This window comes from Mycoplasma tracheobuteonis (assembly GCF_054456995.1).
This window is the reverse complement of record NZ_JBTKTG010000002.1, coordinates 1-25,504: the sequence shown is the minus strand read 5'-3', so window position 1 is coordinate 25,504 and position 25,504 is coordinate 1. Positions and strand designations below refer to the sequence as shown.

19 protein-coding genes are annotated in these 25,504 nt (G+C 28.5%); 15 read left to right on the top strand and 4 right to left on the bottom strand.

Annotated features, from left to right (window positions below; genetic code table 4):
- Positions 1-26: 26 nt before the first annotated feature.
- Together ACX1M8_RS00840 and ychF are read right to left on the bottom strand one after the other, a co-directional pair.
- Positions 27-1,733, bottom strand: coding sequence for a hypothetical protein (locus ACX1M8_RS00840; protein WP_458836600.1), 1,707 nt, complete (start codon positions 1,731-1,733; stop codon positions 27-29).
- An 11-nt stretch (positions 1,734-1,744) separates the two neighbouring features.
- On the bottom strand, positions 1,745-2,845 hold the full coding sequence (gene ychF, locus ACX1M8_RS00835) for a redox-regulated ATPase YchF (protein WP_458798118.1): 1,101 nt from the start codon (positions 2,843-2,845) through the stop codon (positions 1,745-1,747).
- A 107-nt stretch (positions 2,846-2,952) separates the two neighbouring features.
- On the opposite strand from ychF, the gene ACX1M8_RS00830 reads away from it, so the two are divergent.
- The 13 genes from ACX1M8_RS00830 to ACX1M8_RS00770 all read left to right on the top strand — a co-directional run bounded on the left by ACX1M8_RS00830 (position 2,953) and on the right by ACX1M8_RS00770 (position 21,342).
- Positions 2,953-4,599, top strand: a complete 1,647-nt coding sequence (locus tag ACX1M8_RS00830; RefSeq protein WP_458836599.1) for an MAG5620 family putative phospho-sugar mutase — start codon at positions 2,953-2,955, stop codon at positions 4,597-4,599.
- Positions 4,600-4,633: 34 nt separating this feature from the next.
- A complete protein-coding gene (gene hisS / locus ACX1M8_RS00825) occupies positions 4,634-5,998 on the top strand; it encodes a histidine--tRNA ligase (protein WP_458836598.1) in 1,365 nt (454 codons plus the stop codon).
- Positions 5,982-7,700 carry an aspartate--tRNA ligase gene (aspS, locus tag ACX1M8_RS00820; RefSeq protein ID WP_458836597.1) on the top strand — a complete coding sequence of 573 codons (1,719 nt, stop codon included), beginning with the start codon at positions 5,982-5,984 and terminating at the stop codon, positions 7,698-7,700. Before hisS ends, aspS begins: the two co-directional genes overlap by 17 nt.
- Before the next feature lie 100 nt (positions 7,701-7,800).
- Positions 7,801-8,826: a S66 family peptidase gene (locus tag ACX1M8_RS00815; RefSeq protein ID WP_458836596.1), complete on the top strand. Its 1,026-nt coding sequence runs from the start codon at positions 7,801-7,803 to the stop codon at positions 8,824-8,826.
- A gap of 153 nt (positions 8,827-8,979) precedes the next feature.
- Positions 8,980-9,417: an LSm family protein gene (locus ACX1M8_RS00810; protein ID WP_458616239.1), complete on the top strand. Its 438-nt coding sequence runs from the start codon at positions 8,980-8,982 to the stop codon at positions 9,415-9,417.
- A 9-nt stretch (positions 9,418-9,426) separates the two neighbouring features.
- Entirely contained in the window at positions 9,427-11,097 is a 1,671-nt protein-coding gene (locus tag ACX1M8_RS00805) for a NusA N-terminal domain-containing protein (RefSeq protein ID WP_458798121.1), read from the top strand.
- Positions 11,084-11,371 (top strand): YlxR family protein, encoded by a 288-nt coding sequence (locus ACX1M8_RS00800; protein WP_458834907.1) that lies wholly within the window; start codon positions 11,084-11,086, stop codon positions 11,369-11,371. The genes ACX1M8_RS00805 and ACX1M8_RS00800 overlap by 14 nt, the downstream gene beginning before the upstream one ends.
- Positions 11,355-13,160 carry a translation initiation factor IF-2 gene (gene infB, locus ACX1M8_RS00795; protein WP_458616236.1) on the top strand — a complete coding sequence of 602 codons (1,806 nt, stop codon included), beginning with the start codon at positions 11,355-11,357 and terminating at the stop codon, positions 13,158-13,160. Before ACX1M8_RS00800 ends, infB begins: the two co-directional genes overlap by 17 nt.
- A gap of 2 nt (positions 13,161-13,162) precedes the next feature.
- Positions 13,163-13,663: an adenine phosphoribosyltransferase gene (locus ACX1M8_RS00790; protein ID WP_458836595.1), complete on the top strand. Its 501-nt coding sequence runs from the start codon at positions 13,163-13,165 to the stop codon at positions 13,661-13,663.
- Positions 13,664-13,861: 198 nt separating this feature from the next.
- Entirely contained in the window at positions 13,862-16,459 is a 2,598-nt protein-coding gene (gene secDF / locus ACX1M8_RS00785) for a protein translocase subunit SecDF (protein WP_458835810.1), read from the top strand.
- 119 nt (positions 16,460-16,578) lie between these two features.
- Positions 16,579-17,844, top strand: a complete 1,266-nt coding sequence (obgE, locus tag ACX1M8_RS00780; protein ID WP_458807191.1) for a GTPase ObgE — start codon at positions 16,579-16,581, stop codon at positions 17,842-17,844.
- A gap of 1,205 nt (positions 17,845-19,049) precedes the next feature.
- A complete protein-coding gene (locus tag ACX1M8_RS00775; RefSeq protein ID WP_458616232.1) occupies positions 19,050-19,883 on the top strand; it encodes an ABC transporter ATP-binding protein in 834 nt (277 codons plus the stop codon).
- 4 nt (positions 19,884-19,887) lie between these two features.
- Positions 19,888-21,342, top strand: coding sequence for a hypothetical protein (locus ACX1M8_RS00770; protein WP_458616231.1), 1,455 nt, complete (start codon positions 19,888-19,890; stop codon positions 21,340-21,342).
- 107 nt (positions 21,343-21,449) lie between these two features.
- Here ACX1M8_RS00770 and ACX1M8_RS00765 read toward each other — a convergent pair whose 3' ends face one another.
- Both ACX1M8_RS00765 and ACX1M8_RS00760 read right to left on the bottom strand, forming a co-directional pair.
- Entirely contained in the window at positions 21,450-22,319 is an 870-nt protein-coding gene (locus ACX1M8_RS00765) for a coiled-coil domain-containing protein (protein ID WP_458836594.1), read from the bottom strand.
- 26 nt (positions 22,320-22,345) lie between these two features.
- Positions 22,346-22,651, bottom strand: a complete 306-nt coding sequence (locus ACX1M8_RS00760) for a hypothetical protein (RefSeq protein ID WP_458616229.1) — start codon at positions 22,649-22,651, stop codon at positions 22,346-22,348.
- Positions 22,652-23,059: 408 nt separating this feature from the next.
- Between ACX1M8_RS00760 and thrS the strand changes: the two genes are divergently transcribed.
- Together thrS and ACX1M8_RS00750 are read left to right on the top strand one after the other, a co-directional pair.
- Positions 23,060-24,805 carry a threonine--tRNA ligase gene (gene thrS, locus ACX1M8_RS00755; protein WP_458807274.1) on the top strand — a complete coding sequence of 582 codons (1,746 nt, stop codon included), beginning with the start codon at positions 23,060-23,062 and terminating at the stop codon, positions 24,803-24,805.
- On the top strand, positions 24,798-25,397 hold the full coding sequence (locus ACX1M8_RS00750; protein WP_458807275.1) for a hypothetical protein: 600 nt from the start codon (positions 24,798-24,800) through the stop codon (positions 25,395-25,397). Before thrS ends, ACX1M8_RS00750 begins: the two co-directional genes overlap by 8 nt.
- Positions 25,398-25,504: the final 107 nt, after the last annotated feature.

Genomic DNA, 25,504 nt, shown 5'->3' with positions numbered 1-25,504 from the left:
ACAATAGGTTTTATTTAGTGATTAAATTATTTTTCAAGCTTTAAAAATTCACTCATTGAGATGAATTCATCAAGTTTAGGAAAATTACCTGAATGAATAAAGAAGAAGTAAGCATCTTCCATAGCTTTTAAATTATCTAGATAATTATTTTTATAGTTATCCCTTGTTATTAAGTGAAAATGTTCAGGTATTGGGAAGTTCTTAGGATCTACAAATAATAAAGTATCTTTAAGTGAAATATTAAAGAACTCTTGAAGCATAGAAATAGTTGTTAAAAGTGTTGTTGTAGTAGTTTGTAACCCAAAAAGTTTTGTTTTTATTTTGCCATCTTTAAAGTCATCCTTATCAAATAAGATGGAACTACCTTCTTGAATTGAAGCTAAATCCATAGCAACCATATTTTCTCAAGAAACTGATGAATCTAGAATGATTGCATTATCAATTTTGTTTGAAGTTAAATCTCTAACATATTGAATACTGTGTTCGTTCTTGAATGCTGGGTGTAACTTATAAAAGTAGTTGTATTCCTCAGCAGGATAGAGCTCAAAGATTTTTTGAATATATCCTTTTGCTTCTAAAGTTCCAGGATTTGTTTCAGAGATACGAGGATTACCGTTACTATAAGGTCTAAATAATGATGAACCAATAAATACTAAATTTTTCTTGTTGGGATCGTAATTTTCTTTTCCGTAAGTAACTAAGTCTAAAAGTGACTTATTATTAATTTTAGTTAATTTAGAAAAATCATTACTAAATTCTAGAGGTTGAATATATTGACTCATACTTTGGGATAGTTTTGTAAAGTTTAAAGGATATGAATTAATTTCTAATTTAGCTCACGATTTATCATTAGCTTCTAAAAATTTATTAATAATTAATGAGTAATCACCAACTGAGTTATAAATTTTAAATTTATCTTTAAGTGTATAAAAATAGTGGTAATCTATATCGCTATGTTGGTTTTTGATACCATTGTTTCAATGTTCAAGAAGCTCTTCTTGAGTATAAGAAGTGTTTTGTCCTAGGACTCAAGGTAAATAATTTTCACGAATAAATCAATAAGGTTGTGCATTACCATCACTTAAAATAACAATTTTATTAGCATGTGTAATGATTCAATCTCTAGTTGTGTCATCAAGTGCTGTAAAACTAATGTCAGGTATATAGAAATCAAATAATTGTGTTTTATCTAGATATGAATTTAAATATGTTTTTAGTTCATTTAAATTTCTGACGAAAACTTCATATTTATTATCGGTGTTATTAATGTATTTTGTATTATCTAAAACAGTTAACTTACCGTTAGAATTTTTAAGCTTATCACCATATTTATCTAGTAAATATTTAAAATTGAATCTTTGATCTTTATTTTGAAGAGTCTTATTATATTGATTAACAGTTGAATCAATCAAGTAAATTACATCATTAAAATCGTTTTGACTTTTATCTTTATTCATTTCTAGATGAGCCAGCATAGCAAATTGACTAGCGATAAAATATTGTGATGCATTTCTGCTAATAAATACTGAAGGATAAGGGTTTTGCGCAGAATCTATAATATCATTTTCAAATGCTTGATATTTTTGCTCTTGTGGAATTACTTCTTCGTTTTTAAGACTTAAATCTAAATCTTTAAATTCAGAAAAATGAATTTCTTTTTTACAAGAAACTATACTAAAAGTGCTTAATACAGGGAGCAAAAGACCTAATGATCATTTAAAAAACTTTTTCATTTTGAATTTGGTTATTTGCCAAATTTAAAGTGACAGATATCACCATCCTTCATTATGTAGTTTTTACCTTCAGAACGTAATTTTCCTGCATTTTTGGCCCCAGCTTCACCACCATAAGCAATATAATCCTCATATGAAATAACATCTGCCTTAATGAATTTCTTTTCAAAATCTGAGTGAATAACTCCTGCACACTGTGGTGCAAGTCATCCTTTATGGTAAACTCAAGCTCTAGCTTCAACTTTTCCTGCTGTAAAGTATGTTTCAAGATTTAATAAATCAAATGCTTCACGTGTTAAAACATCTAAGCCACTTACTTCAATTCCATACATACCTAAAAGTTCCATTTTTTCTGCTTCATCTTCTACAGCAATTAGCTCTGATTCAAGTTGTACACAGATTGGAAGTAACTTTTCGCCTTCTTTTAATGAAGCTTCTAATGCAGAATAATTTTTATCATTTTTATAATCAGCAAATTGATCATTGCTTAAGTTTGCAACATAAATAATTGGTTTGAAAGTTAATAAATGGTAACCTTTGATAAATTTAGCTTCTTTTTCATCTAGCGTTACTTCACGTGCTGGAATATTATTTTCTAAAGCTTGTTTAATTTTACTTGCTGCTTCAAATTCAATAATTCCATCTTTATCGCCTGATTTTGCTTTTTTAGTTACACGATTAATTACATTATTAATTGTTTCTAAGTCAGCAAATAAAAGTTCCATATTGATAACATCTTTATCTCTAACTGGATCGACTGAATTAGCTACGTGCATGATGTTTTTATCTTCAAAACATCTAACTACGTGGATGATTGCATCTACTTCTCTAATGTTAGCTAAAAACTTGTTTCCAAGTCCTTCGCCTTTTGAGGCGCCTTGTACTAATCCTGCAATATCAACAAAGTCAAAAGTTGCTCAAACTATTTTGTCTGGATTAATGATTTTAGCAATCTCAACTAATCTTGGATCAATAAGTGGTACTGATGATATATTAGGTTCGATAGTTGTGAAAGCATAGTTAGATGACTCTACTTGTTTTTTAGTTATAGCACTAAATAATGTACTTTTACCTACATTAGGTAAACCTACAATTCCTGCTTTTAAAGACATATTATCTCCTTGAAAAAATATTAGTTAAAATATCTTATATTTTACATTAATTAACTCAATAGCATTTTTTTAATTTGATAAAATTAAACTAAAAGTAAAGGAACAAAATGGCACAAAAAAATGAACACAAATTAACTACTTGATACAACTTATATCGCAATAATAACATCATTGATTTGAGCTTTGAAGGCTTTGTTCGTGAAATAGATAATTTATTTCCTAATAATAGTTTTTACACACGCCCCAAAGCAACAATTTATGGAATTGAATTTAGTGATTTAGGACAATATGGATTTGGGAACTTAAACATCTATACTCTAGTTAATTTAATTGATATTTTTGATAATACATATGTATCAACAGGAATCTTTAGAAAAAAAGCTAGAGTCTTATTTGCTACAGATAACGATGCTAATTATCCTGAAATATTAAGAAACTATTTTATAAGTTATCTAAGAGACAAAAAACACTTAGTATATGGTTTTAATGTTCCTCAAGTTAATAAATTTGTGTTTCAATCAGCTATTGATTCTTTAGATATTGATTATGCAATTTATTTAAAATATAATTCTGCAAGCAATAAGTATTATTTACAAATACATTCAGGTAAAAACATCCTTTCGATTGAAGAACAAGAAAAGCTTATTAATGAGCTTTATACTTGAAAAAAACACTTTATTTTTTCAAATAAAAATGATGTCATAACATTAAATATCAATAAAGTTATCGATAGCAACATTAAAAATGTGCTATCTCGCTATGTTAATCGTGAAAATAAGTTAGATTATTACTCAACTTTATCAGTATATCTAATGGTTGAAGATGAAGGCGCTGCCTATATTTTGGAACGTTTCTTCAATCAAGTAAATATTAAGTATTCTAAGCTTAACCCAATGATGAATAAAGATCTACTTTCGCAATCTCCTATTGTATTTTGAAGATGATTACGTACTGCTAACTATAAAGCAGATTTAATCATTATTTTAGATAAGCAAGGTGATTTAAAATTAATTACTAAGACAAAAGAGGGTTATGTAACATTAAATGATGATGAAATAGCGTTCTTGTATATTAATAGCCAATATCTTTACTGAAAACAAAAAGATTACTTACAAAATGAGCAAATATTCATCCCAATGAATGCAGCTGACTTTATTATTTCTAATTTAGAAAACTACAAAATATCATATAAGTTTGAAAATGAAATTTCAGATGCAAACAATGTTTTATTTGCCTATGGTCAAGGCTTTTCGAATAATTTAGATATGAATTTAAATTTTGATAATTTAGAATTTTTATTTAATTTTTGCTTTATGTTGCTCAATTACAAAGAAAACAATAATCTTTTTACCTTTAAGTATAAAAAAATGACTGAAGCAAGTCACTTTACATCATTAAATATTTACAACTTGAAGAAAACTAAAGAAGATATGCAAATGCTTTTTGAGTTCTTACTTGAAAATCCAGATGCATTAGGTAAATATAAAATTGAAAAAATGCGCGCGATTAATTATCAAAATAATAAGTACATATACTTAATTAATTTAAGACTAAAAAGCAAGCATAATAAGAGCAATATTTACATTTCATACAATATGTTAAATAATCAAATTGAATTTAAGTTTGAAACTGTGGTAAGCCTTTATAAAATTAATTTTTGAATTAAGAAGTGATACATAATTTGAACTCAGAAAAAAATTCTTAAAAAGGTTACTTATTTAGTTAATAAACTAAATAAGGCAAAAAAGAAATAATATATAATTACAAAAGCAAATTGAAGAGGTAAAAATGATAAATAAAATTAAAGGAACTAAAGATTTTTCTGTAACAGAAATGATGTTGAAAGATTTTGTCTTAACATCATTTGAAAATGTTGTTACAAAACACGAGTTCAAAATGGTAGAAACACCAATCATGGAACAAGTATCTTTATTCAAAAGATCAGTTGGTGAAAGTGAAATAGCTAAAAAAGAAATGTATGAATTTAAGGATAAAGGTGATAGAGAAATTTGCCTTCGTCCAGAAGGAACAGCTTCTTTCGTTAGAGCTTTTATAGAAAATAAATGATATGCAGATGATTTCGATCGTTTTGCATACTTTGGACCTATGTTTAGATATGAACAACCACAAAAGGGAAGATATAGACAATTCTATCAAGCTGGTGTGGAGTATGTAGGAAGCAAGAATTACTTAAGAGATGCAGAAGTTATCTTAACAGCTAATGATTTATTAGAGTTATTCAACTTAGAGTATGAATTAAAAATTAACTCAATTGGAGATGCGCAAAGTAGAGCTAATTACGAAAAAGCTTTATATGATTACTTAGTTCAATATCAAGATCAGTTATCTGAAGTTTCAAAAGAACGTTTAGCAAACAAAAAAGTTTTACGTATTTTAGATGATAAAGAAGATAGTAAAAAAGACTTTATGAAGAATATTCCTTTAATTCAAGATTACTTATCTCCTGAATCTAAGTTATATTTCCAAAATGTTCTTAAGACACTTGATACAAATGGAATTGAATACAAGGTATCTAACGAATTAGTCAGAGGACTTGATTACTATGATGAAGTAGTATTTGAATTTGTTTCTAAAGATAAAAATGTTGGAGCACAATCTACACTTATTGGTGGAGGAAGATACTCAAACTTAATTAAAGAATTAGGCGGACCCGATGTATCTAGTGTTGGATTTGGATTCGGAGTTGATAGATTAATTGATTTAATTCGTGATGATTTCAATGAAGTAACACATATCGAAGCTGAAGCAAGACATGTTGATATTTATATTGCTATGAGTGATGATAATTCAAATATTGATTATGCTTTCTGACTAGCTAATAACCACTTAAGAAACTTCTTTAGTGTTGAAGTTGAACTCGAGTTAGTAAAATCTAAGAAAATTATTGATAAAGCAAATAAACATACAGCACAATTTATCATTTATGAAGATAAAATGCAAGGAAATGATTTATTAAACGTTAAATCATTAGTAACTAGAGACAAAATTTCATTCGGTAAGAATTTACATGGAATTGCAGACTTATTTACTTTTTTAATTGAAAATGTAGATCAAGAAACTGAAATAGAAATAGATGAAATAGAAGAATATGTTGCAGAAGAATTGATGGGGAAAAATGAAAAAGACAATTAATAACAATCAGTTAAGACTTGCTGATCAAGGCAAAGAAGTTACTCTTTATGGTTGAATAGCAAACAAAAGAAAATTTGGTGAAATTAACTTCGTGGACTTAAGAGATAAATTTGGTATTACTCAATTAGTTTTCAATGAACCAATTTCATTCACTAAAGAATCAGTCTTAGAAGTTAATGGTTTAGTAGTTGAAAGAAAAGATAAAAATTTAGATCTACCTACAGGAGAAATAGAAGTTTTAGTTAAATCATACAAAGTGCTTTCAACTTCTAAAGAACAACTTCCATTCCAAATTAGAGATGATATTGATGTTAAAGAAGAATTAAGATTAGAATACAAGTTCTTGGACTTAAGACGTCCTGTAATGCAAAACACTTTAAAATTAAGAAATGATATTATATTTGCAATTAGAGAATATTTACAAAGTGAAGCTTTCACAGAAGTAGAAACACCTATTTTATCTAAAGCAACACCAGAAGGTGCACGTGATTTCTTAGTTCCTACAAGAAATAAAGCTAATGCATTTTATGCTTTACCTCAAAGTCCTCAATTATTTAAACAATTATTAATGATTTCTTCTTTAGAAAAGTACTACCAAATAGCAAGATGTTTTAGAGATGAAGACTCAAGAAAAGATAGACAACCAGAATTTACACAACTAGATATTGAAGTAAGTTTTATGGATGTTGAATCATTCCAAAGTTATATTGAAGGTTTATTCAAATACTTCATGAAAAAAGTAATGAATGTCGAATTAAAAGTTCCTTTTGACCGTGTAAAATACGATGAATGTATCGATAAATATGGAACAGATAAGCCTGACTTTAGATATGGAAATGAAATTGTTACAATCAATGATTTCTGTAAAAACAGTGATTTCAATATCATTAAATCAGCACCAAGCGTTCGTTTATTAAAAATAGATGAAGTGATTTCTAAAAAGGACCACAAGAAACTAGAAGAAATTGCTAAGAAAAACAAGGTAAAGGCTTTATTCTACTTTACAGTCGAAAATAATCAAGTAGTAGAAAGCAACTTTGCAAGCAAAGTTCCTGCTGAAGAAATTGCTAAATTAATTCAAGCTCAAGCAAACGCAAATGGTACATACTTAATTTGTGCTGATAAATATGAAAATGCTTCTCAAGCTTTAGGAGCTTTACGTGTTGAATTAAATTCATGATATAACTGAGCAAGAGACGAATATAACTTTAAATGAATCGTTGATTGACCTATGTTTGAATATGATGAAGAAAGCAACACTTGAGCAGCAGCACACCACCCATTTACACAATTTGATAATACTCTAGAAGAATTAGATACTTTACCTAAAGAACAAATTAGAGCTCGTAGCTATGACCTAGTGTTAAACGGATTTGAATTAGGTTCTGGTTCAGCTAGAATTTATGATGAAAAAATGCAAGAAAAAATGTTTGAAATGATTGGATTAAGCAAGGAAGCTCAACAAAGCAAATTTGGATTCTTCCTTAAAGCTTTTGAATATGGAGTGCCACCACACTGTGGTATTGGACTTGGAATCGATCGTTTAGTTATGATTCTTGCAAACCATAAAACAATTAGAGATGTTATTGCATTCCCTAAAAACTCAAGAAATGAAGATTTAATGACTAAAGCACCTTCAAATGTTGAAGCTGACCAATTAGCCGATGTATATCTTCAAGTTAAAGAAAAAGAAGTAGAATAAAAAATAGCAGTGATAATTTGCTGTAATAATTAAGCTGCGAAGTTATTTCATTACTCGCAGTTTTAATTTAACTTTATAGCAAATTACAAAAGGAGTAAATATGATTAAAACAGTAGGATTAGTTTCACTTTCAAGTGGAGCTTTAGGTGAAGAATTTGCTAAGCATGAACTAGACTTAGGAATTAAAAGACTCAATGAAATGGGGTTAGATGTCAAAATAATGAATAACGCTTTAAAAGGAATTAAATATTTAGATCAAAACCCAGAAGCAAGAGCAAAAGATTTAATTCAAGCATTTCAAGATAAGGATGTTGATTTAATATTATGTGCTATAGGTGGAAATGACACTTATAGACTAATTCCTTATTTAATGGAAAATAATGTTTTAGCTAATAGCTTATTTAACAAGTTATTTTTAGGTTTTTCAGACACTACAGTAAATCACTTTTTACTTTATAAGCTAGGCTTAAAAACATTTTATGGTCAAGCTTTTCTAACAGATATCTGCGAGTTAGATACTGATATGTTACCTTACTCAGAAAAGTATTTCAAGGAACTTATTTCAACTGGAAAAATTAAAAATATTAAACCATCTGATATTTGATATGATGAAAGAACTGATTTCAGTCCAAAAGCTCTAAATACAAGCAGAATAAGTCATAAAGATACACATGGTTTTGAACTTCTACAAGGAAATGAAAAATTTAAAGGAGAAATATTAGGTGGATGTATCGAATCTATTTATTCAAACTTCTTAGATAAAACTTCACCTGCATACGAAATTTCGTTAAAATATAATGTATTTCCTTCAAAAGAAGCATGAAAAAATAAGATTTTACTATTAGAAAGTGCTGAAACAAAATCAAGTCCTGAACATTATGCTACTATGTTACAAGCTATAAAAGATTATGGAATTTTTGATGAAATTTCAGGTATTCTTGTAGGAAAACCTCAAAATGAAGCTTACTATAATGAGTATAAAGAATTATTAAAAGAGATCGTTCCAAGTTCTGTTCCTGTACTATATAACGTTAATATAGGACATGCACTTCCTAAGTGTATAATTCCACTTGGAATCGAAGCAGAAGTGGATGCAAAAAGACAAATTATAGAATTTAAAAATTAATTAAAAATCATTAATATCTATTATATAGGTGCTAAAAAAATAAATATTTGGTTAAAAAATTCACTTTTTACTGTATGATATATACATAAATTAAATTGTTAAAGAAAGGAGTTGCTGGTTCAGCAACTCTTTATCGTTTACATAGGAGGAAAAATGTTTAATGAAAACAAATTAAAAGAACAATTTCCTAAAATTTTATACGCAAGTATAACAAATGATCCTATATTTGGTAAAACACTTTCTATTACAGTGGATTCAACTGACTTGAATGAAGTTGAAACACTTTCAAGAGAGATTTTAACTTATTTAGAATCACAAAGCTGATATACAGATGATTTTTCATTAGAGGTTTTATCAAAAGGGACAGACTTATCTGTTACTTCAGAAAACATTCATGAATTCATCAATTCTGATAAATATTTAGAAATTAAACTTAATAAACCTTTTGATGGTTTAGAGGTTCTTATTGTTAAATTATTATCAGTTGAAGATGATTACCTTTTAGTTGAATGAAACCAAAAAGGAAGAATCAGAAAAATAAAGGTTGAAAAAGCTAATATATCTGAAATTAGCGAATATATAAAATTTTAAGAGGACATTATGGCTACTAAAAAAATAACACCAGAAGTTAATAATTCTGAAGAATTTCAATTATATAGATTAATTGAAGAAGTCGCTACACACAATGATTTCTTATTTGAAAACATTATGGAAATCTTTAGACAAGCTACAGAAAGAGCATTTGTTAAAAACATTGACAAAGGTGCTGAAATCGTGCTTGAAGCTGACCACGAAAATAAATTAGTAAGAATGTTTAATGTTAATGGAGAAGTTGTTGAAGATGATTTTGAATTTAACGATGAAACACCAGAAGAAAAATTAATTTGCATGACTGTTTCTCAAGCAAAATTAATTGATCCAGCATTAGAAGTTGGTGACTTCGTAAAAATTCCATTTACATTTGCAGACTTACCAAACAAAATAAATGTTGCTATTTTAAATGACTATAAACAAGAATATAAAGCAATAGAAAAAGCTAAAATTATTGCTAAATATTCACAATTATTAGGACAAAAAGTTGATGCTAAAGTATTAACAAGAAACAAAAATGGATCATATAATGTTGCATTTGAAGATCAAGTTACAGCTTTCTTACCTGCTAACAAAGTTAATGAAAAATTAAACTTACAACCAGGTAAATTCATTGCTGTTTATATTGATGCAATTAATGAAGATTCAAAATTAAGCATCGTTTCTGTATCAACAACATCTAATACAGAATTATTCGACTTATTATTTACTGAAATCCCAGAAATTCAAAATGGTGATTTACAAATAGTTGGAATCGAAAGATCAGCAGGTATTAGAGCTAAAGTTGCTTTAAGAAAAAATCCTGATAGAAAATTAGATTTCGATACTATTGGAACTGTACTTGGAGAATATGCTGTAAGAATCAATGCGATCTCTGAAAAATTAGGTGGAGAAAAGATTGACTTAATTAATTATTCAGATGATAAACTTGAATACATTAAAAATGCTTTAGCTCCTGCAAAAGTACTTGATGTTATTCTAAGAAATGAAGAAGGAATTGATAAGTACTATGCAATCGCTCGTGATAACGAAATTAACATTGCTATAGGTAAAAAAGGAATCAACATTGAACTTGCTTCTAGATTAACAAATACAAAAATTACAGTATTAAAAGCAAGTGACGCTGTTGAAAAAGGATTTGAATTCAAGAAAGCTGATGATTACGATACTCACTACTTCAAATCTACAGAAAGAAACAAAAATTCTAAAGCTTCTAGAATGCTTAACAACATCGATTCATTTATTGATACAGATGCATTATTCAACGATTTCAACAACGAGCTAGATGAATTCGGAAATCAAATTGAAGAGCCTAATAAAGCACAAACAAAAGCTGTTAAGAAAGCTGCAGCTAAAAAACATGCAATCGATATGAAAGATCTTGACTCATTATTTGATGAAGATGCAATCAAGGTTGATGTAGATGGAATCGACAGCTACGACTTTATTAGTGAAATTGAAAAATACGATGTTGAATATGTTGATGAACTAAATGATGAAGAAGACGAAGAAAAAGAAGTTTCTCCAGAAGAAGTTCAAGCTAAAACTAAGAAAGTACTTAACGAATTTAAGAATTCTAAAGTACAACTTAAAGATTTCAAAGTTGATGATGATTTAGCATCTTATGGTCTAGCAGATTCATTAGATGTTTCAGAGCTAGCAAATGATGATTGAGAATAAGATTTATACACGCAAATGTATTGCGACTAATCAAATCACAGACATTAATAAATTAGTTAGATTCAGCTTTGATAAAGCAACAAATCTAGTTGAATTAGATTTAAATAAAAATAAATTAAAAAGAGGGGCTTATTTCATCCCTACACAAGAAAATTGAAATTACATAAAGAAAACCAAGGCTCTTAATCGTGTATTTAGAACTAATATTAGTCCTGAAGTATATACGAAAATAGAGGAAGAATTAAAGGAGGTGCTTTATGACAAAGAAAAATAATAGAATTTCAAACATCAATGAAATTAAAGAACAGTTATCAAACACAAAAACAGAATTAAAAGATGGTGTCTTTATTTTTACAGAAAAGATGACTATTTCTGATTTTGCTGAAAAAATTAAGGTTTCAGCTAATGAAATCATTAAGAAAATGTTTATGCAAGGTAAAATGTGTAATGTTAACACAATTCTTGATGAAGAACAAATCGCAGAAATTTGTTTAGATTATGGTTATGACTTCCAAAAAGAAACAAATATTGATGGATCTAACTTCCTTGATGAAGTTAACTTCACAGATAATGAACAAGATTTAGTTCGTAGATCACCAATTATTACAGTTATGGGACACGTTGACCACGGTAAGACAACATTAATTGATAAGATTAGACACTCAAATGTTGTTGCTACAGAAAGCAGTGGAATTACACAGCATACAGGTGCTTACCAAATTGATTATAAAGGAAACAAAATTACTTTCCTTGATACTCCAGGTCATGAAGCCTTCACACAAATGCGTGCTCGTGGTGCTAAAGTAACAGATATTGTTATCTTAGTAGTTGCTGCCGATGATGGGGTTATGCCTCAAACTAAAGAAGCTATTGAACACTCAAAAGCTGCAGGTGTTCCTATGATTGTGTTTGTTAACAAGATGGATAAACCTAATAAAGATTTAGACAGAATTAAAGGTGAATTAGCTGAAAACGACGTTCTAATTGAAGAATATGGTGGAGACACTCAAATCGTTTATGGTTCAGCTATGAAGGGTGAGGGGCTAAATGAATTATTTGATGCAATTATGTTGCTATCAGAAATTTTAGACCTTAAAGCAAACCCTAATAGATATCCAATTGGTACTGTTATTGAATCGCGTATCGATAAAGGAATTGGTTCAGTTTCAACAATTATTGTTGAAAATGGAACATTATTCAAAGGAGACTTCTTAGTTGCTGGATCACGTTACGGTAGAGTTAGAATGATTTTTGATTCTAATGGTAATGCGATAGAAAAAGTTACACCAGGAGCTCCAGGAATTATTTCAGGTCTTAACTATGTTCCAGATGCTGGGGATAGATTTATTGGATTTAACGATGAAAAATTCGCTAAGAAATTAGCACAAGAAAAAGCTAATGCAGATAAAATGGATCTTTTATATTCACAAAGCAATGTTGAAGAAAATATTGATGGTAAAAAAGTTATTAACGTAATTGTTAAATCTGACGTTTACGGTACTTCTCAAGCGATAAAAGATCAAATTAACTTATTAGAAAATGAAGAAGCTATCATTAAAGTTATTTCAGCTGGAGCTGGAAATGTAAATGAAACAGACTTATTACTTGCTAAAGCTTCTAATGCTACAATTTTCTGCTTTAACTTAAAAGTATCACCTAACATTAAACAAAATGCTGCTAGTGCAGGTGTTTCATTAATCGTTCACAATGTTATTTACAAAATTATTGAAGACTGTGAAAAAATGCTTGATGGAGAAAAAGCACCAGTTTACGAAGAACGTAAAATTGGTGAAGCACACATTATTAAAGTATTCTTCTATTCAAAAGTTGGAAAAATTGCTGGATGTATGTGTGATTCAGGTGTAGTAAAACAAAACTGTAAAGTTAAAGTTATTAGAACTGGAAAAGTTATTTATGAAGGTGTTATAGATTCACTAAAACGTGATAAGAATGATACAAAAGAAGTTGTTAAAGGAAAAGACTTTGGTACACACATCAAAGGATTTAATGATATTGTAGAAGATGATATCTTAGAATTCTACGAAGACGTAAGGGTAAACTAAAAATGGATTTAAACAAATATATAAATAACGTTCCCGATTTTCCTAAAGAAGGGATCATCTTTAAAGATATCGCTCCTTTATTAAATAGTCCAGAAGCGTTTAACTATGTAGTTGATGAAATGAGTAAATATGTTGAAAATGCAGACATAATCGTTGCTCCTGATGCAAGAGGATTTATCTTTGCAACTCCTATTGCATATAAAATGAAAAAACCATTTGTTATGGTTAGAAAAAAGGGTAAATTGCCAGGTAAAGTTATCCAACAAAACTATGATTTAGAGTATGGAAATAACACTTTAGAAATTCAAGCTGAAGTACTTAGACCTGGGCTAAAAGCTGTTATCATCGATGACATTTTAGCTACAGGAGGAACAACTAAAGCAATAGTTGATTTACTTCATAATCAAGGAATTAAAGTTACGGATTTAGTGGTTTTAGCTGTAGTTCCTGGATTAGATGCTGAAAGTAAGCTTTCAAATATCAAAATTCACTCAATTATGTAGTAGTATATCAGCCTTAATTGGCTGATTTTATTTCAAGGTTTTTTAATACTAATAAGCCTATGTCATAGACTTATAGATAATTAACCATGCCTAAAAATAAATCAAAATGCTTTAACATAAATTCAAATAAGCAAAAAGCTTATTCTACCCTATATTCATTATGAATATAGGTTTTTTTTGTTAAAATATATACTAGTTATGAAAAAGAGATGAAGCAAATTTTTAAAATTAAATAATTTTAAGAGATTTATTATTAGTTTCATCACTATTGTCTCAGCAATATTAGCAATTGTTTTTGGTAGTGTATTCTACATTAATAAAAATATTAATAAGTCAATTGAGTATGGTGGTGGAATTGAAGTACTTGTCCAAGTTAAAAAAGATGGTCAGAATGCTGATAAAGCTTTAACTGAACAAGTTAATAAGTCATTATTTGAACGTTTAACTGGTGGTACAGGATTAAATGGTATTACTGTATCTTCAGAAGGTGATGGAAAAATTCGGATCACAAAAAGTGGTGCAATCACAGATTCACAACGGATTGAGTTCGAAAAAGAAATCGTAGATAAACCTATCTTAACAATGACGAATGCTGACTTACAGCCATTGTTCTATAATGGTGATTTTAAATTAGGTGATCCAATTAACTCACTTGATAACAAAAATGGGACACCATTAAATTGAATACCTCCATTCAAACAAAATTCAGCATCAATTTCTACAAGCCAACAATCAGGTGCTACATCAGTTAGCCTTAAATTAGAAAATCAAGATGCTATTTATCAATGAACTAAAGCAACTGAGTATATTTCAAAACAAAAAGATCCTAGAGTTTTAATGTGATTAAACATTGAAAAACTTCTTAAGCTGGCTCAAGACAGATATCCTCAAGATTGAGAAGAATCAGGTCATAACTTATGAAACTTTATTCACGTTGGTAATAAACCTTACGATATGGTAATGGGTATCGATGGTAAGCCACAATACATTACTAATGGTTTAAAAGAATATCAATTCAATGCTAGAGAATACTTAATTTCTGATGCAACAGTACATCAACCACTTAATTCAGCTGATATTCAAATTACAGGTAAATTTACACCTCAAGAAGCTAATGAATTAGCTGGAAAAATTAATTTTGGATTAAGTGACTATGACTTAACAGTGTTATCAAACATTTACTTAAACCCTAACTTAAATTCAAATGCATTTAATTACGCAATGTATGCAGGAATCGTAATCTTTAGTTTAATCTCAATTTTTATGATGGTTAACTACGGATTATTAGGTGCTTTAAGTACTATTTCAATTGCATTATACATTTTCTTAACATTACTACTATTTACAGTACTACGTGGTGAATACTCACCAGCTACAATTGCTGCATTAATTATTGGTATTGGTATTAGTGTGGATGCTAATGTTATTACCTATGAAAGATTAAAACGTCAAGTATATGCTGGCGACTCACTGAAGAAGTCGTTCAGGAATGCTAATAAATTATCACTTTCCTCAATTCTAGATGCCAATGTAACAACTATTATTGTAGGATTTATTCTATTCTATTTCGGAACTAAAGAAGTTAGAGGATTCTCAGTAACATTAGTACTTTCAATCCTATTTACTTTAATTGTAATGCTTCTATTTTCTAGATTTTTAGCAACAATGCTAGTTAATACAGGCTTACTTGACAACAAGCTTTATCTACTAGGAATTAGAAAGAAATATATAAACCATAAAACTAAATTAGGTCTTAAAGTTGAAAATAATAATTATCTCGCACAAGCTAAATGATTTGCTTTAGGCTCAATCATTTTTATGTTAATAGGTGTGATAGTGTTCGCTTCAATTTCAGGAGCTAATAAAGAATTATGAGCTGGATTCAACCGTTCATTAGAATTTTCAGGTGGAACAAATATTACAATTTCAGCTGATATTGGTGGTCAATTAACCCAAGCACAAGCTGAGGAAGTACAACAAGCTTTAGTAACTAATGCTAAGGATTTAGATATTCATAATGTAAATTCAATTATCACTTTAAACAAGGTATCTTCATCAAGTGATAACTGAGCTATTTCAATTAAAACAGCTCAAGAATTCAGCTTAGAACAGTTGCAAAAAATTAAAGAAGTAATCTTAGGACAAGAATCAGCACTTAAGATAATTGATTACTCAATTTCATCAAGCGAAGCACAAAAATTAGTGCTTAATGCAGTAATTGCAACTGCAATTGCTTTTGCAGGAATCGTGCTTTACTTACTATTCAGAATGAGTTGAACATACTCTCTTGCAGCTATTATAGGTCTACTACATGACTTCTTAATGGTAATTGCTTTTATTGTAATTACAAGATTACAAGTTTCAACAATTATTGTTGCTGCTATGCTTTCAATTCTTGGTTTAAGTATTAACGATACTGTTGTTACATTTGATAAAATCAGAGAAACAATTAAAACACAATACATAAACCAAATCTTAAATAAAGATGATATTACAAAGATTGTTAACAGCTCAATTGCTGAAACATTGAAAAGAAGTTTATACACATCAGGAACTACCATTTTAGCTATTATTGTGCTATTATGTTTCCACAACGCAACTGATTTCTCATTTAACATCGTTATGTTATTTGGAATTAGTATCGGGGTATATTCTTCTATCTATATATGTTCATGAATTTGATCAAAACTTGAATTACATCGTCAAAGAGTAAGAGCAAAAAGAATTGAAAATGGATTCTGAGACATTAACCATCCAGATGAGCAAACATTTGTTGGAATCAACGACTATATATAATAATTAAAATATAAAATCAATGATAAAAACAGCAGATTTTATTGCTGTTTTTATAATCTTGTCAAAAACCTATATAATTTAATTAATTAGGTTAAAATTAAAACCCAAGGAGGGAAAATATGGCTAAATTTATCGATGAAGTTTATGTAAATATTCAAGCCGGACGTGGTGGAGATGGAATGGTTTCTTTCCGTAGAGAAGCTCACGTAGATAAAGGTGGACCAGATGGTGGAGATGGTGGACGTGGTGGAAATGTCTACTTCATCGGAGACAGTGGAAAAAATACATTGCTTGCATTTTACAAAAACAAACATATCGTAGCTAAAGATGGTATTAAAGGTGGACCTAAAAACTTATATGGTGCTAATGCTGAAGATACCTATATCAAAGTTCCGGTAGGTACTTTAGTATATAATGGTAAAAAACTAATTGCTGATGTTATCGAGCCTAATGTTCCATACTTAATTGCTAAAGGTGGTAAAGGTGGAAGAGGTAACACTAAGTTCAAAACAGCTAAAAATACAGCGCCACGTATTAGTGAAAATGGTATGCCTGGAGAAAAATTTGAAGCTCACATCGTGCTAAAAATTCTCAGTGATGTAGGAGTAGTAGGAAAACCTTCAGCAGGTAAATCAACATTCCTTAATGCGATTTCAAACGCTAGAGCTAAAGTTGCTGATTATGAATTCACTACTTTAGTGCCGCAACTTGGAATGGTACAGTTTCACGAGGATTCTTTTACAGTAGCAGACTTGCCTGGATTAATCAAGGGTGCTTCACTTGGTAAAGGACTTGGAATTCAATTCTTAAAACACATTGAACGTTGTAGAGTAATTGCTCACATTATCGACTTCGGATCAGAAGAAAAAGATCCGATCGAAGACTTTGAAATAATTAATAATGAACTTAAATCTTATAATTTAAAGCTTGAAAATAAACCACAGTTAGTTATTGCGAACAAATCAGATTTAGATGCTTTCAAACCTCATTTAGAAGCATTTAAAAATAAATATCCAAACATTGAAGTTGTTACAATTTCAGCTATTTTCCGTGAGAATTTAGAAGAAGTTAAAGCAAAACTTTGAGATATGATTACAAAAAATAATTTAGAAGCAGTTGAAGAAGAACAAGAAGAAGAAACAGTTATCGAGTACGAACCAGATTATGTGATTAAAAATCCATATAAAGGTTACTTCGAAGTTGAGGGTAAAAAGGTTGAAGAACTATACAACCGTATACCTATCAATACATTTGATAACTTAGTTAGATTTAATAATATTCTAAAAAAACTCGGAGTTTGAGATGAATTAGTTCGTATGGGAATTGAAATCGGAGATACTGTAAGTATCTACGGATTCCAATTCGAATGAACTGATGAAAGATAATACCAATCTAAAAACTAATAATAAATAAATTAATACAATGCATTTGTTACTTCTTAGATAAAGCGCGTTGTGTTTTTTTATGCTAATTTTTAACATTTAAAAAGTATATAATGAATAAAAATAGGCTTAACATCACTATTTTCAACACTATCATTGGGACATTTTACCTTGATAAACTAAGTTTCAAAGTAACTTTACCAAACAAATTATTAAAAAATGGTTGTAAATTTCACAAGTATCATAATTTTGAATGCATTTCAATTTAAAGAGATATAACTAAAGAATTATTTAACAGTTTAGTTAGCAAATATAAGAATTTACATAATAGAATTCTAACAGCAACATCGCCTTATCAAGTAATGAGTGTAGCTGGCAATATGATCCTAATGATATTAGAAACCCACCAATTGTAAATATAGTAGAATTTATCAAATCAACCTTGCTACAAATTATTTTTATAGAAAATGTAATACAAATAAAATGAAAATAATGATTAATATGGAAATGTACTAATTAAGAATTACATTATTAAAGAGCTTTTTTCAAATTACAAGCATATTAATTTCTACACAGTTATTCCAAAAATTTTGATACAGTCCAAGAAGAAAAGTAGCTTAAGTGGAATTTTAAATTTTGAATTATAAATGCTTGCTTTAACTATTCCTGCACTATCTGTAATGGATGCAATAATTTATTTACACCCTTAGAAGTTGTAGAAAAATAAAAGATTTCACAACAACTTTTAAAAAAATGATTAAGATAAAGTAGCCCTATACTATTTCAATAGCTAATGGTCGATTTCTACTAAAAACAATGTACATTCTAGTAGATTATTAATTGATAGAATTTATTCAAATGCTTGAGTATTAATTTTAATAGAAATAATTTTACCGTTAGGTTTAGGGGCATATTTAAAATACCTAAGTGAGCATTCGAAAATTTAGCAAGAAAAATAATAGGTGAATCTGTTCGTTCATAATCTTTTACTCACTCATTCTTTAAAAATAAGATAAACGTACTTAAAATATAAATAAATAATGAAATAGATTAATTGTTTGAATAACTGATTAACTTGTGCACCCTATTTTTATAAACGAGTTCGTCTGTTATCTTTAAAACCAAATATTGTGAAAAACTTTCAAATTAATATAATATATAACTTAATATTTAAAATATCTTTATAATTAAAGAAGAAGGATGTAAAAATGAATGATAATATTACTAAAGTAAAAATTATTTCTAAAAATTTTTTATCGGACCTCGAGAAACAATCTCAAAAAGTTGAAGGATTTGAAAATATTAAAACAAGAGAGTTTGATTTGCCTAAGTTGATAAGCATAAAGGATGTTAGTAAGAAATTCTCGATTAGGCATAACAAAGAATTTTATGCAGTAAGAAATATGAATTTGACTTTATACAAGGGACAAAATGTTGCGCTATTAGGTTCTAATGGTGCCGGAAAAACGACTACAGTAGAAATGATAGTTGGTATTTCTAAACCTACATCAGGCGAAATAGTTTATGAATTTAAAGATAGTGAACACCAAAATAATACGCTTATAGGAATACAATTTCAAGATTCATCCTACCCTCAAGGTTTAACTGTAAAAGACGTCATTGTGTCGATGAAAAAGATTTATGGTTCAACACTTGATGATGAGGATGTAGAAAATTTAATTAAGATTTTTGGAATTGATGAGTTTATTTATAACAAAGCAGCTTCATTATCTGGCGGACAACAGCAAAGACTAAATGCTTTATTAGCAATAATTCACTGCCCTAAACTAATAATATTAGATGAATTAAGCACTGGTTTAGATATAAAAATTAAATCAAGACTAATTCATTTTATTAAAAAATTTGCAATAGCTAACGACTCATCAATACTATTGATTTCTCATGACGTAAATGAAGTTGAAATAATTGCTGATAGAATAGTTATTATGCATAAAGGAAAAATTATTTATGATGCATTAAGAGATGAAACAATTAATGAATTTGGTTCTATAGCGAACTGCTTGGATAAATATATAGGATAATAATATGGCAAAAACAAAAAATAAATCACACACAGAAAATACTTTTAATGGAATTTTTTCATTAATCAATATTCATTTTTGAAAAGCGTTCGTAGGACCATTTTTTGCATTCGGATATCCTATAATTTTCATTGTTGTTTGTGGTCTGATATTTAACTATCCAATGATTATTTCTTCATCATTAACAATTGGACCAGTAGCAATTGCTTGTGTTTCGCTTCCTACAGCAATTTTTGAGTTCAAAAAATCTACCTTACTTAAAAGAATAGGAGCTACAAAAATAAAACCTATTGTCTTTTTACTTTATGTATCAACTTATTATTTTCTAATTATGTTTCTTTCGGGGCTTTGAACATTGTTCTTTAGTTTTATAATATTTGGCCCTGACTATTTCCTTTATGGAAAGGTTATCTATAGTCAAGTTATCGGAAATAAAACTTATTCGGTATCATTATCGTCTCTAAAACAAATTTTTCAACAAATAGATGTATTCGGTTTAATTTATTCATTACTTACCTTGACTCTTGTTTCGCTAGCTGTAGGATTATTTATTGTTTCAGTATCTAAATCTATTTTAATGATTCAAGCTATTGGGTCTACATTACTAATTATTTCTATGTTTTTAACAGGACAAGTATTTCCTATGGTTGCTGTTTCAGAAGTTAAAGGTATGTGATATTTCTCTTATATCTCTCCATTTAAATCATCTATAACACAAAATAAGATGGCTTTTGATGGAAACGCTTATTTATCTAATATTATGAGCATAAATGGAAAAGATATTAATTTTAGTGAGCAAAATGCACCCGCCATTTATGAAATAAATGATTACAAATCATATTTAGAATCGCTTTCAAAATATACACTTGTTTTAAACAAATACCCTATGATGCAAAATGGTTCAATTAAAAGTGAAGCAGATCAACTTTTGGGAAATATGAATAACATAGGAGCAAATGATTTTAATACGATAGCCTTTGAAAAATACAATATCTTTGATGTTTCTAAAACATATCATTCATTTAATTCCTTAAAAACAATTCAACCAATGTTAATTCCTTTTGAATCAGTGCTAAATGAAACTGTAAGCAAAGAATTAAATAGTATTCTTCTTAATAAAAATCAAGCTGCAAATAATCTAATTTTTCTAGAAAATCTCGCCTTAGGTATAAACCCTAAAAATGCATCAAAAGAAGAATTTAATAAAATTATTGCTGACTTAAATGGAGATAATCTACAAGCAAGTATAAATCAAATTGTTGAATTTATTAAAAATAGAACAGAGTTAAACTCATATCTAAATTCATATATATTAATGAGTAATAAATCAATAACGCATAATGATTTAATAACCATCGGATCAAAAACTGAAAATATAATTAATTTCATATTACCTTATATTTGAAGTGTTCTATTATTTGGATTATCTTCTAAATCATTTAAATGATCTACTCGTTAATATAGATATAACTTATATAAAAAACACATTCGCTTATCTGAATGTGTTTTTTGTTTCGAATTAAAACAAAAAAGTCATATGAAACCATATGACTAAGATTTGAATAATTATTTAAGTGCGTTTGAAATTTCAACTGCAAATTTAATTCAATCAGCAAGTGTTACTGCAGAATTTTCATCACCTTGATATTTATTTAAATTGATGTGTGCAGCATCTAATTTTGCCTTTTTATTTTTAGTAGTTTGATCATCATTTTCATTTGCTTCATTGAGCTTTTTAATTTCTAATAAGATTGAGATCTCTATTTTATCTCCGGCTTCGGTATTTTCAACTACAGATTGTTTTTTACCATTAACTTCTTTTTCAGATGTTTGAGTTAAATTATTATCAGCGATGTATTTAGCAATTTTATCATCAAGTGAATCGCCTTCCGTTGAATTAACTTTAGATGCAATTTCTTCAATTCCGTCAGCTTTTTCTACATCTTGTAATGTAGATTCATCTGTACCATCATTTGATTTAAGTTCACTGTTTTCGATAAGTAGTTTTTCGTATTTTTTATTAACATCATCAAATGTAGCTTTTAATGTTTCTTTTTCTTTTTGAGCTGCTGTTAATTGTGCTTGTAGTTCTTCAACTTGCTTTGAAAGATCATTTTTTTGTTTTATAGTAGATTGTAATTCTGCGTCTTTAGCCTCAAGTTCTTTTTGTAAGTTTTTAAATTCTTCTGTTTTGTTTGCTAGTTGTTGTGTTAAAGTATCTTTTTCACCTTTAATTGCAGATAATTGTTTTTCGAATTCTTGAACTTTATTTGTTAATTCTGCATTCTTAGCATTAGTTCCATCTAATTCAGCATTTTTTTCTTGATATTCTTTTTGTAAGTTAGCAAGTTCTGCTTTTTTATCTTCAACTTGTTTTAATAAATCTGCTTTTTCAGATTTTGATTTCTCTTCATTAGCATCAATTTGTTCTTCCAATCTTGTTTTTTCTTTTTGAGCTGTTGTTAATTGTCCTTGAAGATTTGTAACTTGATTTGAAAGATCATCTTTTTGTTTTGCAGTAGATTGTAATTCTGCAACTTTAGCTTCATGTTTTTTTGTAAGTTTTCTAATTCAGCTGTTTTAGCATTTAATTGCCCTTGAAGCTGAGATTTTTCTTCTTGAATCGTAGCTAATTCGGTTTTTTTATTTTCTAATTCTTTTTTATCATTTTCCGCATTTTTGTCGTTTTTACATGCGACTACTGCTAATGGTGCAACTATTGTACCGGTAGCTAATGGTAATGATAAAAATCATTTTGATTTTTTCATTTTATCTCCTTAAATTTTTAGTGATTTATGTTAATTTATTTGTCCCCGATATACATAGATATATAACCATTTAGATATATATATGTAGCATAGCTGTTTATCTTTCCACTTTTGTGGAAATGCAAAAATGAATAAAAAAGATTATATTTTTTTATCTAAAAAATAGGTGCAAATATCAAAATGAGTAATTTTTTTATAAAAAGCTTTTTCAAAAAAGACAATTAAAAATTAAAAAAATAAAATTTCATAAAAGGAAAAAAATGTAGAAAGGAATAAGAAATAATTTAAAGTCATTAAGACTTTTTCTTTTTTTTAAATATCATAGATAAATTCTAGACATTTTTTATCTTACAGAGTAAGATATAATAATAAAAAAGTAATATAATTACACTACTTTAAGGAGATAAAATGAAAGCGAATAAATTTTTAAATCATACAACAAGCCATTTACTTGGTGCTGCAGTTGAAAAACTATATCCAAATGTAAAACTGGGATTTGGACCCGCTACTGAAGAAGGATTCTACTACGACTTCGAATTCGAAACACCATTAAGCGAAACCGAATTAGTTAAAATAGAAAAATATATGAAAAAACTTGCTTCACGTAACTTAGTTATGAAACAAGTTTCTATCGATGAATATGATTTTACAAATAAACCTTATAAACAAGAATTATATGATGAACTTGTAGCTAATGGTAAAACAGTTACTTTCTATGCTTTAGTTGATCCATTAAATAATGAAACAGTCTTTGTTGACTTGTGTGCAGGCGGACACGTTGAAGATACAAAGAAAATCAAACACTTTAAATTACTTTCATTAGCTGGTGCTTACTGAAGAGGAAATAGTGACAATATTCAACTTACAAGAATTTATGGTACTTCTTGAGAAACAAAAGAAGAACTAGATGCTTATTTGGAAATTTTAAAAGATCGTAAAGAAAGAGACCATAGAAAAATAGGTAAAGAATTAAAATTATTTACATTTAATAAGCTAGGTGGTCAAGGTTTACCATTCTGGCTTGAAGATGGAATGTACATTCATAATGAAATTAGAAATCTTGTGCTTAAGATGGATAGAAAATATGGATTTACAGAAGTTCTTACTCCGCACTTCGGAGAAGAAGAACTTTATGAAATTTCAGGACACTTAGCTCACTATAAAGATGATATGTTTAGACCTATCGTAGTTGAAAATGAACGTTTAATTCCACGTCCAATGACTTGTCCTCACCACATCTTATGTTACAACACAGAAAAACGTTCATATCGTGATTTACCTATTAGATACTCAGAACAATCTCAACTATATAGATATGAAAAATCAGGGGCTTTAACAGGTTTAGAACGTGTTAGAGGAATGCTTTTAACAGAAGGTCACTTATTCGTTAGAAAAGACCAAATTGCTGAAGAATTCAAATCAATGTACCAATTAATTAAAGAAACATTAGAAATCTTTAAAATTCAAATTTCATATGTATCACTTTCATTAAGAGACCCAGAAAACAAAGAAAAATACTATGAAGATGATCATATGTGGAATGAAGCTGAAAACCAACTTCGTGAAGTGCTTAATGAATTAGGTGTTAAATATGAAGAAAAAATTGGTGAAGCAGCTTTCTATGGTCCTAAAATGGATATCCAAATCTTTACAGCTTTAGGACATGAAATTACAGTTTCAACATTACAACTTGATTTCTTATTGCCGGAACGTTTCCAAATCACATTTACTAACCAAAATAATGAAGAAGAACGTCCTGTTATGATTCACCGTGGATTAATCGGAACTTATGAACGTTTTGTAGCTATCTTACTTGAACAAACTAAAGGTGTATTACCATTTTGACTTGCTCCAAAACAATTCACAGTAATCCCAGCAACTAATAAAAAAGAAGATGTTGCATATGCAAAAGAAGTTAATAATATTTTATTTAATGCAGACTTTAGATCTAAATTAGATGATCGTGACGAAAGACTTGCTAAAAAAGTTCGTGAAGCTCAAATGTCTAAATCAAAATTCCAAATTATTCTTGGAGAAAAAGAAAGATTGAGCGAAACTATCTCATATAGAGAATACGGAAAAGAAGAAACTGTTACATTACCATTAGCAGAATTTATTCTAAATATGATGAGATTGAGAGACTCACGTGAATAAGAAAAAGAAACAAGCTAAAAAAAGAAATTGATATGCTACTATATTTTATACATACTTATTTATCACAAGTTTAGTTTTAATCTTATGTAGCGGTATTATCATACCTTGAAAAACATTTATTCCATCTTCTAACTATGTTTTACCAATAGCAGCTAGAATTGTGATTTCAATCGTATATGGCTTTAGTATAGTGATTTATGGATTTATTCTAGCTTGATATAAGAAAATATCAATTTATCGTTTTCCTAATTACATTTTTATTTTAGGTATTATTCTTACTTTATTTTGAATTCCTGAATCTGAGACAATTAAAGTCAATGGTAAAGAAACTTTTGAAGTAAAATGATTAGTTTTCCCATTTGATACAGTTGTAGTATTTGGGTTATGTGCTATATCATATTTAATTGCAACATTTACTCTAAATGAACAATTAATGAATAAATGAAGACAAATGTATGGAAAGCAAAACACATTTTTAGAAAATAATGGTTACGATTCTAATACAGATACTACTAGCATAGAAGCTGATTCAAAAGAATTACCTCATGAAGTAGATATCATAAAAGAAGAAATAAATAACAAAGAAAATTAATTCGTCTATATTAGGAGAAAATTTTTAGACACATTCCAGTTTAAGAAAGGAATGTGTTTTTCTATGTCAAGAAAACAATTTACAATAGAGCAAAAATTAAAGTACAT